The organism is Bacillus sp. FSL R5-0523, assembly GCF_037975295.1.
GTDB lineage: Bacteria > Bacillota > Bacilli > Bacillales > Bacillaceae > Bacillus > Bacillus subtilis.
Genome location: NZ_CP150251.1, coordinates 3,293,251 through 3,305,259 on the forward strand (window position 1 = coordinate 3,293,251; position 12,009 = coordinate 3,305,259).

Genomic DNA, 12,009 nt, shown 5'->3' on the forward strand with positions numbered 1-12,009 from the left:
CCTCTTCCCCCTTTCACGATTCGAAGTAGTGATGTTTTTCTAAATATTCCTTGGCAACGACAGACGGTTCTTTGAGATTGCCGTCGACTTCATAGTTAAGCTCCTGCATCGTGGCTGTGTCGATTTTTCCGAGCATTTTCTTGATGATGCCTTCAAGCTCAGGATGTTCTTTGAGCACCTTTTCCGGAACAACCGGAGAACAGTCGTACGGCGGGAAAAATTGTTTATCATCCTTTAGCATTTTGAGACCATAGGACTTGATTCTTCCATCGGTTGAATACGCAAGCACAATGTCCATTTTTCCGCTTTTCACCGCGTCGTACACAAGGCCGATCTGCATCGGATACGTGCCGCCGAATGTCATGCCGTAGGTTTTCGTAAAATCCTGATAGCCGTTTCCTTTGAGCTTCATCCAATAGTTATCAACGCCCAGCTTTAATTGCGGCGCCCATTTTTTAACGTCTGATACGGTCTCTAAATGGTATTGGTCGGCCAGCTCCTTGCTGAGTGTAAAGGCATATGTATTATCAAACCCGTAGGAGTCATACCACTTTAAATCATATCTTTTTTTAAACTCCCGCTGAGTAAGCGCCAGCGCTTTGTCCGGATCTTTTTCAGGTTCCATTCTCAGCGTGCCTGTCAGCGCGTCTCCCGTATATCTTGTGGCGGCAATGTCGATTTCCCCGTTCATTAAAGCCTGCTGCTGCACCGCGTTGGAGCCAAGATTTTTAATCGTTGTTGTTTTGAGATCTGTATGGTGTTCGATCAACTGACCAAGCATGCTGGCGATGATTTCTGATTCGCTCATGCTTTGCGCGCCGATTTTAATGGTCTGGTCTGCAGCAGCGCTGAGACCAGGAAGCGAACATCCGCTCAGCGTCAGCGTTGCCACAAGTGCTAAACCTATCATTAATTTGAGATATTTTCTTTTCATGAGCCGCCTCCTTATGACAATTCCTTCAATCTCTGCATGCCGGCAGGTGTCAGTTTTCGTTCAGCAACTGCCAGCACATAATCAATCACAATTGCCAATATCGTGACAGGTACCGCGCCCCCGATGATATATTCCGGCTGATATAAATTCAGTCCGATAAAAATGTAATCACCCAATCCGCCGCCTCCGATAAAGGAAGCAAGCGTGGCCCAGCCGATTAAGTAAATCGTCGATGTTCTGATTCCCGCCATGATCACTGGCGCGGCAAGCGGCAGCTCCACCAAGCGGACTTGTTCAGCCGGCGTCATTCCGATGCCTTTGCCAGACTCGAGCAGATTTTTGTTGACGCCGCGAATGCCGGTATACGTGTTGCGAAGAATCGGCAATACGGAATAGAAAAACAAAGCCACAATGGCCGGAACCTTTCCTACACCAAGGAGCGGGATAAAAAAAGCGAGGATGGCCAGACTCGGCAGCGTCTGAATGATATTGACAATGCCGATAATGGTGCCGGCTCCTTTTTTCATTCTGGTAAGCACAACCCCGAGGGGGACGGCAACCAGCACGCCTAAGATCACAGCAATGAGCGATATCGTAATATGCTCGTATGTTTTATAAAGAAGCTCGCCCCCATTGGTTTGCAAAAATTGAACAATATGATGCATGACTTATCGCCCCTCCCTATGACAATGCTGCGAGCTGCTTTTCTTCTCCCCAGAGGGAGTCATACACGATGTCGACCAGACTTGCCCTCGTCACAATTCCGATCAGGCGTCGGTCTTCATCCACAACGGGAACATATTTGACACCCCGTTTTAAAATTTTGCGGACCGTGTCGCGCAGCAGTGTGCCGCCCAGTACTGTGTATATATCTTCATGTAAAACCTCACCTATGAGATTGGCCTTTTTCCGGCATTGATCAATGATTTCAACATCGACATAGCCTTGCAGAACGTGCTCGTCATCGACGACCAGCAATGAATCGACCCGTTCCTGCCTCATCAGCTGAATGGCCTCAGAAAGCGTTTTATCCGCGGTGATCGTTACAGGCTGTGTGTTCATAATCTGGTCAACCCGTTCAACATCCGGGCTGGATGATTGAATTAGCCGCTCCTTGCCGATAAATTCCTCAACAAATTCGTCTGCCGGATTTCTTAAAATGTCATCGGGCGTTCCAACTTGAACGATTTCTCCCGCTTTTAAAATCACAATCCGGTCTGCCAGCTTAATCGCTTCATCCATATCGTGGGTAACAAATACGATGGTTTTATGTAAGGTTTTTTGCAGTTTTTTAAATTCTTCCTGGAGGGAATCCCTCGTAATCGGGTCGAGTGCCCCAAACGGTTCATCCATTAAGATAAGCGGCGGCTCCGCGGCAAGTGCCCGTAATACACCAATTCGCTGCTGCTGCCCCCCGCTTAATTCATGAGGGTAACGGTCTAAATATTCAGGCCCCATATCGACCAATTTTAAAAGCTCACGCGCCCGTTCTTTCCGCTGCTGCTCCGGCCATTTCAGCAGTTTTGGGACGAGTGAGATATTCTGCTGAATGGTCATATGGGGAAACAGGCCGATCTGCTGAATCACATAGCCAATTTTGCGCCTGAGCTCTACATGATCCTGGTCCATGATGTTTTCGCCGTCAATGAAAATCTTTCCGGCGGAAGGCTCAATTAATCGGTTAATCATTTTCATTGTTGTCGTTTTTCCGCAGCCGCTCGGCCCGATAAAGCAGATAAATTCGCCTTTTGCAATCTTAAGATTTACGTTGTTCACGGCTTTTTTGCCGCCCTTGTATGTTTTCGAGACATTTTCTAATGTCAGCAAACATCGCACCTCCAAAATTAAGTTTATTCAATTTGTTCAGTTTAAATTTAATTTTTCAGACAATTGAATGCTTCCCATTATAGAATAAAGTTTATAAAATAAAAAGTTTACAATTTGTTCATATTATTTATAAAGTATGTGTAAACGCTGATTTACCCGCATTGACGTGTGTTGATCTCCTTATTGCTCCAATTTCCTGCCAAATTCTCTTTTGACAGCATTTTCGCCGTATCAAAAATGTGGTATATTGACATCGGAATTGTTAGCTGAAAGGATGAAACCGTTGGAGAAAGATCCGTTAACGATCATTGAACAAGCCGAGGACCATTTTATAGAAAGAATCGCGGAAAACATGCATGCATTTGGAATGCCCTCTACCGTCGGACGAGTGCTGGGCATTATTTATATGAATCGAAAACCGATGACGCTTACGGAATTATCTGAGGCCACCGGCATGAGTAAAACACGTATGAGCCAGGTAGTGCGGGAAATGCTTGATGCCAACATTGCCGAGAAGGTATTCGAAAAAGGCGTGCGAAAAGATTTATATGAGGTTGAGCAGGACTACTATCAAACATTTATCACGCTGTTTTCAGCCACCTGGAGCAAAGTCGTCAGCAAAAACAAAATGATGCATAAAAAACTCAATCGGGAGCTGCTTAGCGTGTTGGATGAAGAGCTTACTCCTGAAGCGGAAGAAAAAGTGAATGAACTGCTGAAAGAATTAAAGGAATGGCTTGATTATTATAATTGGCTCAGCCGTTTGATTGAGTTTTTTGAGAGCGAAGAAATTTTTAAATATGTGCCGAAGACGTAAAAAGTTCCCAAATTCAATTCTGGGAACTTTTTTAAGTCCAAATGGTTGAATATCAAACTGTAAGGAAATAAACAAAATAATGCATAATTTACATAAATTTATTAATCATCCATTTTTTGTTGATTATTCTGACTAGCTATTATATAATCTTTTTGAAATGATTATATTAGCTTAGAGGAGGTAATCTACATCAAAAAAAAGGGAATTATAACTGTAATGACTATATGTTTCCTATTATTTTCTTCTTATTACTTTAGTAATATTTCACCTCAGAATCCACTGTTCAAAAGAAATTTTTTGCAACAATTGTCTCCCCAAGGCTTTGGCTTTTATAGTAAAAGCCCTACAGAAGAAAACATTTCATTTCACACAAAAGAAAATTTAAAGTTACCTAATGCACTTCCCAATAATTTTTTTGGGATAAAAAGAGAAGGAAGAGTTCAGGCAATAGAATTAGGCAAAATTGTAGAGAATATCGATCCAAAGAATTGGAAAACTTGTGAAAACAACAACTCCTGCACAAATTTAGAGAAACAAATAAAGCCTATTAAGGTTAAGAAAAATGAAGATTATATACATCTTAGCAAAGGAGAATACCTAATATATCGCCAAAAACCACTCTCATGGTATTGGATAGACTTTAAACAAACTACCTCTTTTGAAAGAAAGGTGCTAAAAATAAAAATAGTATGAAGATATTAAATAGTTTAGAAGGTTATATTGACACCTATAATCCATGGAAAAATACATATGCACTTTTTAGAAGTTTACTTGGTTTCTCAACATTACTAGTACTATTATTTAATAGTACTGATATTTTATTTAGTTATAGTGCAAATAATGTCACATGTGAAAATGTCTATATCCCTACCGCCTTTTGTTTTGCTAAAGAATATAGTATCAATTTTGAGATTATAAGATACTTAATGATTTTTATATTAACCTTAGTGGTTATAGGGTGGAGACCTAGATTTACCGGTTTATTTCACTGGTATATTTGCTATAGTATTCAAACTTCAGCTTTAACTATCGATGGTGGAGAGCAAATTGCAACTGTTCTTTCTTTTCTTATATTACCCGTTACATTATTAGATTCAAGGCGAAATCATTGGAATATAAAGAAAAACAATAATGAATCTTTCACAAAGAAGACAGTATTGTTTTATATAATGACAATAATTAAAATTCAAGTTTTTATCATTTATTTAAACGCAGCTTTAGAGCGATTGAAAAATAAAGAGTGGGCAGAAGGAACAGCAATTTACTATTTCTTTTCTGATCCGGTGTTTGGATTACCTGAATATCAACTTAACTTATTGAATCCACTACTTGAAAGCAATTTTATTGTTGTCATCACTTGGTTAGTAACTATTTTTGAGTTGTTCTTAGCAGCAAGTATCATTTCAAATATCAGAATAAAGAGAATTGCTCTTGTTTTAGGAATATTATTTCATGTCGGGATCATATTCAGCATTGGTATTGTAAGTTTCGGCTTGATCATGATATCAGCATTAATTATATATCTGCATCCTGTACAACAAAATATCACTATGAATTGGTGTTCTCCTTTATTTAAATATATATATGTAAAAGGAAAAAGAAATTTCAAAAGAATAGGAGGTGAATCAGTCAAGTTTCTTACAAAATTGTTTCATAGCTAACATTTAGATAATGGAGAAATAACTTAATGGAGGTATAATAATTTGAAAAGTAAATTACTTAGGCTATTGATTGTTTCCATGGTGACGATATTGGTTTTTTCATTAGTAGGACTCTCTAAGGAGTCAAGTACATCTGCTAAAGAAAACCATACATTTTCTGGAGAAGATTACTTTAGAGGACTTTTATTTGGACAAGGGGAAGTTGGTAAATTAATTTCAAACGATTTGGACCCTAAACTCGTAAAAGAGGCAAATAGTACAGAAGGTAAAAAGTTAGTAAATGATGTAGTCAAATTTATAAAAAAAGATCAACCACAATATATGGATGAATTGAAACAATCGATTGACAGCAAAGACCCTAAAAAACTCATTGAAAATATGACCAAAGCAGACCAACTTATCCAAAAATATGCCAAGAAAAATGAAAACGTAAAATACTCTTCTAATAAAGTAACTCCATCTTGTGGGCTTTATGCCGTCTGTGTAGCAGCTGGATATTTATATGTTGTGGGCGTTAACGCAGTTGCATTACAAACGGCTGCCGCGGTAACAACTGCAGTGTGGAAATACGTTGCCAAATATTCCTCTTCAGCTTCTAATAATTCTGATTTAGAAGCTGCAGCTGCAAAAACCCTAAAATTGATTCATCAATAATCTTATAATTGAGTGTCTTGCGGATTGCTCCGCAAGACATTTTTTCAACGTGGACCGTTTATTTTTTTGTAGTAAAGATATGAAGCTAGTGTTGAAATAACTAATGCTAAAAGAACTAGCACAATCATAATAAGAATTATATATTCTCCTGTAAAAAATGAAAGAACAGCTATTATAAAACCACACGCTACAAGTACTTTAGAGGCAAAACGATTCCCCAGTTTCCAAACAGTCTCATCTTTTAATGTCCAAGGTGTCCTCAATCCGATAAGATGGTTTTGCTCTGCTAGCTGCATGGAATTTCCACCAATAATTAAAAAGATGCCAACAGCAAGCCCAATTATTAAATCAATATCCAATTCGTATCCTAAACTTATTAAAAGGGTTGAGAGCTGTAAAATATATAAAAGGATTAACATATTATTAGAAGCTAGGAAAAGCAATGCTTTATTTTTTTGCGTAGACTTAATCGTTAACATATAAAAAGTAAGATAATAAATAAGCATAACAACAGGTATAATAAAAAGTGTTAGAGGTTTAGATATAAAGGCAGACGGCTTATTTCCTGACCATTGTATCGGTATTTCTTCCGGAAGGTACTGATAAAATATAATTGAAGTCAAGAAACTCAAACAAACAATAATTATGGAAAATATATTTTTCTTCATAAATCTTTATCCCCTTTATTTATAAAGTTAAGCATCCAATTTATTGAGTCTTGAAGTACTGTTGTATTTAAAGAGTAATAGATAAATTGCCCTTTGCGGTGGTCAGCTATGACTTCCGCCTGTTTTAAAATATTCAAATGGTGAGAAATACTCGGTTTACTGATATTAAAATGTTCTGCAATATCTCCCGCGGTCATATCCCCTCCTTTTAACAAATCCAAAATTCTCCTCCTAGTTGGATCTGATATAGCTTTGAAAACATTATTCATAGCGTTTTCTCCTTTTCAAAAAACATTTAGACATTTAGATGTTTGTATAAATGTATTATTATTATAACTTGAATCTTTTCTCAAAACAACCTTAAAATTGGTAATTCCCTTCTGATATTTAAGATTTTTTAAAAATGCTTGTTAACTTCAACGCTGGAAAGTATCGTTTAACGGGACTAACACAGGTTTTTCATAAAAAAACACCCCTGTTTGATTTAAATAGAGGTGGTTTTTCTTTCAGCTATAATATAGTTTCTTTTCTTCTTTTTAATCGGGCTTAATGCTCGTTCAAGCCAGCCCATGACCAAATCGGCAATCACCGCCATCAGAGCTGTGGGGATCGCTCCCGCTAATATAATCGCGGTTCCGTTTGTGGCGTTTGATCCTCTGACGATGATGTCCCCGAGACCGCCAGCACCGACAAATGTCCCGATGGCCGTAATGCCGATGGCAATGACAAGCGCGGTGCGCAGGCCGGCCATTATGACAGAAAGCGCAAGCGGAAGCTCGACCATCCGCAGCACTTGAAATTTTGTCATCCCCATTGCTTTTCCGGATTCAAGATAGGCGTGCTCAATACTGATAATCCCAGTATACGTATTTCTGATAATCGGCAGAAGAGAATACAGAAATAATGACAATATCACCGTATTAGCGCCCAGCCCCATGACAAGCATCAGCACGGCGAGCATGGCGAGAGCCGGGATCGTCTGAATGACGTTCGTGACCGCAAAAACCCATCCGCTTAATCTTCTGTATCTGGCTATCAGGATGCCGAGCGGAATTCCAACAATGGCGGCAAATAAAACGCCGTACACCGACATCAGAAAATGGCGGTAAAACTCCTGCAGCACATAACCGCCGTTTTGCGAATAGTATGTGCCAAGCTGCTGTAGTACTTCCATATGATCCACCTCTTTTCTTAGTCAAAATAATGATGTTTCTCTAAAAATTCCTTTGCTACGACAGACGGCTCCTTCAGCTTGCCATCCACCTCATAATTAAGTTCCTGCATCGTTTCCGTGTCGATTTGCCCAATCAGCTTATTGATCACACCCTCAAGTTCCGGATGCTCCTTAAGCACCTTTTCCGGAATCACCGGTGAACAGTCATACGGCGGGAAGAAACGCTTATCGTCTTTTAAGATTTTCAGATCATATGCTTTAATCCGTCCATCCGTTGAATAAGCCAAAACGGCGTCCATTTTCCCGTTTTTGACTGCGTCATAGACAAGCCCGATCTGCATCGGATAAGTTGTGCCGAATTCAAAGCCATATGTGCTGACAAAGCCTTTATACCCGTCGCCTTTTCGTTTCAGCCAAGCATTGTCGACGCCTAATTTATATTGGGAGGCATTTTTCTTCAGGTCAGACACGGTGTTAATATGCTCCTTTTCCGCAAACTTTTTTGTTACGGTGAAGGCATACGTGTTATCAAAGCCGTAGGAATCAAACCATTTATAAGAAAAGCGCTTTTGAAACTCGTTCTGCACAATGTTCAGCGCTTTTTTCGGATCTTTCTCCGCTTCCTTGCCGAGGGTGCTTGTTAAATCTGTTCCGGAATAGCGCGTGGCTGAAATATCAATGTCACCGCCCAGCATCGCTTGGTGCTGAACATAGTTTGAGCCGAGGTTTTTCACTAAAGCAGTATTCAAATCTGTATCATGTTCAATAAGCTGCGCGATCATATTTGCTACAATTTCTGATTCTGTCATGCTTTGCGCCCCGATTTTGATTGTGTCGTCAGAAGCGCCGCCGAGACCCGGCAGAGAGCAGCCGCCTAGCAGCATGACAAAGACGAGAGCAAACGCGCCAAGCCATTTGATTTTTGTCGTTTTCAACAGAGCCAACTCCTTACGAAACTTCCTTCATCCCTTGCAAGCCTTTCGGCGTCACCTTTCGTTCTGTCACGGCCAGCACATAATCAATGATAATTGCCAGAATTGTGACTGGCACGGCACCGCCAATGATATATTCAGGCTGGTATAGGTTCAGGCCGATAAAAATATAGTCCCCAAGGCCGCCTCCCCCGATAAACGACGCAAGTGTCGCCCAGCCAATTAGGTAGATCGTTGATGTGCGGATCCCCGCCATGATGATGGGAATCGCCAGCGGGATTTCAACGAGCCGAATCTGCTCCCAGCCGGTCATGCCAATCCCTTTCCCCGATTCCAGGAGGTTTTTATTTACACCTTTAATGCCGGTATACGTATTGCGCAGGATCGGCAGTACCGAATAGAAAAATAAAGCGACAATCGCAGGCACTTTTCCTACGCCGAGAAGCGGAATAAAAAAGGCTAAAATCGCCAGACTCGGCAGGGTTTGCACAATGTTTACGAAACCGATAACCGCACCTGCGCCTTTTTTCATTCTGGTAAGAGCAACGCCGAGCGGCACTGCAACGATAATGCCCAATACAACGGCTATGAGTGAAATATATAAATGCTCTCCCGTTTTATACAACAGCTCTCCGCCGTTCGTTTGCAAAAAAGTCATCATTTGATTCATCTTAAAAGAGCTCCTCCCCTGGTCAGATCGTCATGAGCTGGTTTTCCTCGTCGCCCCAAATGGAATCGTATACGATATCAACGAGGCTCGCTCTTGTCACAATCCCTGCTAAATGGTTCTGTTCATCGACCACCGGAACATACTTGATCCCCTGCTTCAAAATTTTTCGGACTGTATCGCGAAGAAGCGCCCCTTTTTGAACGGTATATATATCTGAACGGTATACATCGCCAACGAGGCTCGCTTTTTTGCGGTTTTGATCAATCATTTCCACATCAACATAGCCCTTCAGCACGTTTTGCCGGTCCACAACGAGCAGCGAGTCAACACGTTTTTCTCTCATCAGCTGAATCGCCTGAGAAAGCGTTTTGTCCGCAGATACCGTCACCGGCGTTCTGTTCATCATTTGCTCTACCCGCTCGATATCCGGTCTTGACTGAATCAGGCGCTCTTTCCCGATAAATTCTTCAACAAACTCATTTGCCGGGTTTCGAAGAATCTCATCAGGTGTGCCGACTTGAACGATTTCTCCCGCTTTTAATATCACAATCCTGTCAGCAAGCTTAATCGCTTCATCCATATCGTGGGTTACAAACACAATCGTTTTGTTTAAGGTTCTCTGCAGTTTTTTGAATTCTTCCTGAAGGGAATCACGCGTAATCGGATCAAGCGCTCCGAACGGTTCATCCATTAAAATGAGAGGGGGTTCCGCTGCCAGGGCGCGCAGCACGCCGATTCTCTGCTGCTGTCCGCCGCTGAGCTCATGCGGATAACGGTCTAAATACTCCGGGCCCATATCCACAAGCTTTAACAGCTCGCGCGCCCGTTCTTTCCGTTTTTCCTCAGGCCATTTCAGCAGCTTTGGTACGAGTGAGATGTTCTGCTGGATGGTCATATGGGGGAACAAACCAATCTGCTGAATCACATAGCCGATTTTTCTTCTCAGCTCAACCGGGTCCTGTTCCATAATATTTTCTCCGTCGATAAAGATCCTTCCAGACGATGGTTCTATCAGTCTGTTGATCATCTTCATCGTTGTCGTTTTTCCGCAGCCGCTCGGGCCGATAAAACAGATAAATTCACCTTTGGCAATATCTAAATCAATGCTGTTCACAGCTTTTTTGCCGCCTTTATATACTTTTGACACTTGTTCCAATTTCAGCAATCCGTGCACCTCCGCAGGTTTCCTTTAAATTTTCTGAAAAGTATAATCCTTATTATAGTTTGAACTTTGTAAAATAAAAAGTTTACAATGTGTTGAAATTATATGTTATTTATAGATTATTTATTGTTATGACCGAGACGGAAAGGGTGTTCTTACAATTACGCCGGATACCTCCCACTTCCTCTGCATTCAGCTATTTTCAACACCAAGAAGAAATATGATATATTGACACCATCAATTGCCATTTGAAGGGATGATCAGCTGTGAAAAAAACCGCTCTCGACATCATTGAACATGCTGAAGAGCATCTCATTGAGAAGATTGCCGAAAATATGCATACGTTTGGAATGCCTTCAACTGTCGGACGTGTGCTCGGAATTATTTATATGAATCGAAAACCAATGACCTTAAGCGAGCTCTCTGAGGCAACGGGCATGAGCAAAACACGGATGAGCCAGGTTGTCCGGGAAATGATCGATGCCAATATCGCCGAAAAGGTGTTTGAAAAAGGCGTACGAAAAGACCTTTATGACGTCGAGCAGGATTATTATCAAACCTTCATTTCTTTATTTGCGGCGAATTGGACAAAGGTCGTGAGCAAAAACAAAGTGCTGTATAAAAAATTAAACCGGGAGCTGAGTGATCTTTTACAAAGGGACGGGCTTACCCCGGAAGCGGAAGAGAAAGTCAATCAGCTGCTGAATGAATTAAAAGAATGGCTTCATTACTATGATTGGCTGAGCAGGTTGATTGAATTTTTTGAGAGTGAGGAAGTCTTTCGGTATGTGCCGAAAACAAAAGAAAGCAGCTCTCTAAAATAAGAGAGCTGCTTTTTGCATCATAAGGTTAAGACAGGAAACATGCCTTTCAGCCCGGCACCAATCATCCCGACCGCAACCACGGCTAAGATTAATCCCATCAGTCTGGTAATCACATTCATCTCGGTTTTTCCGAGTTTGCTGCTGATAAAAGCAGAATAGTGGAAAAAGAGAAAGGTCAGGGCAATAACGGCGGCTATGCCGATCATGACAGCCGCATAATGACCAATGCCGCTATGACCGGCGGAAAGGCTCATCACTGTTGCAATCGTTCCAGGCCCAGCAATGATCGGAATGGATAAAGGTGTGACGGATATGTCCGCTTTTTCCTTGCTTTCCTTATGTTCATCATGGTGAAGAGATTGCACGTGTGATTCTTTCGCATTCAATAGATTATAGGCAATTCCGAAAATGAATATGCCGCCCGCCACTCGGAGCGCGTGAATGTTGATATCAAACAGTTTAAAGATAAGATGGCCGAAAACCAAAAAAGCCGCGAGAATAAAAAAGGATAATATAGCTGCCTTCCGGGCAATCGCTTTTCTTTCCGCTGCAGTATAGCCTTCTGTCAGCGTCAGAAATATCGGTACGTTTCCGATCGGATTCGATACTGCGAATAAAGAAATGAAGACGTGAACGATGAATGAGAACATCATATACCTCCTTGTTGATAGTCTCTGCACAGGAAA

General features: G+C 41.2%; 15 protein-coding genes. 5 read left to right on the plus strand and 10 right to left on the minus strand.

Going from position 1 to position 12,009, the window contains the following annotated elements; all coding sequences use genetic code 11:
• Positions 1 to 13: 13 nt before the first annotated feature.
• The 3 genes from opuBC to opuBA are packed head-to-tail and all read right to left on the minus strand — an operon-like array spanning position 14 to position 2,761.
• Positions 14 to 934 (minus strand): choline ABC transporter substrate-binding lipoprotein OpuBC, encoded by a 921-nt coding sequence (gene opuBC / locus NYE53_RS16945; protein ID WP_339245784.1) that lies wholly within the window; start codon positions 932 to 934, stop codon positions 14 to 16.
• Positions 935 to 945: 11 nt separating this feature from the next.
• A complete protein-coding gene (opuBB, locus tag NYE53_RS16950) occupies positions 946 to 1,599 on the minus strand; it encodes a choline ABC transporter permease OpuBB (protein ID WP_003228370.1) in 654 nt (217 codons plus the stop codon).
• Positions 1,600 to 1,615: 16 nt separating this feature from the next.
• A complete protein-coding gene (gene opuBA, locus NYE53_RS16955; protein ID WP_339245787.1) occupies positions 1,616 to 2,761 on the minus strand; it encodes a choline ABC transporter ATP-binding protein OpuBA in 1,146 nt (381 codons plus the stop codon).
• A gap of 283 nt (positions 2,762 to 3,044) precedes the next feature.
• Between opuBA and NYE53_RS16960 the strand changes: the two genes are divergently transcribed.
• The 4 genes from NYE53_RS16960 (at position 3,045) to sdpC (ending at position 5,893) form a co-directional block, all read left to right on the plus strand.
• On the plus strand, positions 3,045 to 3,578 hold the full coding sequence (locus NYE53_RS16960; protein ID WP_336155490.1) for a GbsR/MarR family transcriptional regulator: 534 nt from the start codon (positions 3,045 to 3,047) through the stop codon (positions 3,576 to 3,578).
• A 216-nt stretch (positions 3,579 to 3,794) separates the two neighbouring features.
• On the plus strand, positions 3,795 to 4,271 hold the full coding sequence (sdpA, locus tag NYE53_RS16965; protein WP_251188149.1) for a sporulation-delaying system protein SdpA: 477 nt from the start codon (positions 3,795 to 3,797) through the stop codon (positions 4,269 to 4,271).
• Positions 4,268 to 5,239, plus strand: a complete 972-nt coding sequence (sdpB, locus tag NYE53_RS16970; RefSeq protein ID WP_103750212.1) for a sporulation-delaying protein SdpB — start codon at positions 4,268 to 4,270, stop codon at positions 5,237 to 5,239. The genes sdpA and sdpB overlap by 4 nt, the downstream gene beginning before the upstream one ends.
• A 42-nt stretch (positions 5,240 to 5,281) precedes the next feature.
• Positions 5,282 to 5,893 carry a sporulation delaying protein SdpC gene (sdpC, locus tag NYE53_RS16975; protein ID WP_003243360.1) on the plus strand — a complete coding sequence of 204 codons (612 nt, stop codon included), beginning with the start codon at positions 5,282 to 5,284 and terminating at the stop codon, positions 5,891 to 5,893.
• Between the two features lie 44 nt (positions 5,894 to 5,937).
• Here the strand turns inward: sdpC and NYE53_RS16980 are convergent, their stop codons facing one another.
• The 6 genes from NYE53_RS16980 to opuCA form a co-directional block, all read right to left on the minus strand.
• Positions 5,938 to 6,561, minus strand: a complete 624-nt coding sequence (locus tag NYE53_RS16980) for an SdpI family protein (protein ID WP_339245793.1) — start codon at positions 6,559 to 6,561, stop codon at positions 5,938 to 5,940.
• A complete protein-coding gene (sdpR, locus tag NYE53_RS16985; RefSeq protein WP_251188151.1) occupies positions 6,558 to 6,830 on the minus strand; it encodes a sporulation delaying system autorepressor SdpR in 273 nt (90 codons plus the stop codon). The genes NYE53_RS16980 and sdpR overlap by 4 nt, the downstream gene beginning before the upstream one ends.
• Positions 6,831 to 7,045: 215 nt before the next feature.
• Positions 7,046 to 7,735, minus strand: coding sequence for a glycine betaine/carnitine/choline/choline sulfate ABC transporter permease OpuCD (opuCD, locus tag NYE53_RS16990; RefSeq protein ID WP_251188152.1), 690 nt, complete (start codon positions 7,733 to 7,735; stop codon positions 7,046 to 7,048).
• Between the two features lie 17 nt (positions 7,736 to 7,752).
• A complete protein-coding gene (gene opuCC, locus NYE53_RS16995) occupies positions 7,753 to 8,619 on the minus strand; it encodes an osmoprotectant ABC transporter substrate-binding lipoprotein OpuCC (protein ID WP_268549216.1) in 867 nt (288 codons plus the stop codon).
• A 64-nt stretch (positions 8,620 to 8,683) separates the two neighbouring features.
• Positions 8,684 to 9,337 (minus strand): glycine betaine/carnitine/choline/choline sulfate ABC transporter permease OpuCB, encoded by a 654-nt coding sequence (gene opuCB / locus NYE53_RS17000; RefSeq protein WP_003228349.1) that lies wholly within the window; start codon positions 9,335 to 9,337, stop codon positions 8,684 to 8,686.
• 22 nt (positions 9,338 to 9,359) lie between these two features.
• Positions 9,360 to 10,502: an osmoprotectant ABC transporter ATP-binding protein OpuCA gene (gene opuCA / locus NYE53_RS17005; protein WP_160244607.1), complete on the minus strand. Its 1,143-nt coding sequence runs from the start codon at positions 10,500 to 10,502 to the stop codon at positions 9,360 to 9,362.
• A gap of 263 nt (positions 10,503 to 10,765) precedes the next feature.
• Between opuCA and opcR the strand changes: the two genes are divergently transcribed.
• The gene (gene opcR / locus NYE53_RS17010) at positions 10,766 to 11,323 is read left to right on the plus strand and encodes an opuC operon transcriptional regulator OpcR (protein WP_003228345.1); all 558 of its coding nucleotides are present in this window, start codon (positions 10,766 to 10,768) and stop codon (positions 11,321 to 11,323) included.
• A 17-nt stretch (positions 11,324 to 11,340) separates the two neighbouring features.
• On the opposite strand, the gene NYE53_RS17015 is transcribed toward opcR, so the two are convergent.
• A complete protein-coding gene (locus NYE53_RS17015; RefSeq protein ID WP_339245797.1) occupies positions 11,341 to 11,976 on the minus strand; it encodes an NAAT family transporter in 636 nt (211 codons plus the stop codon).
• Between the last annotated feature and the right edge of the window lie 33 nt (positions 11,977 to 12,009).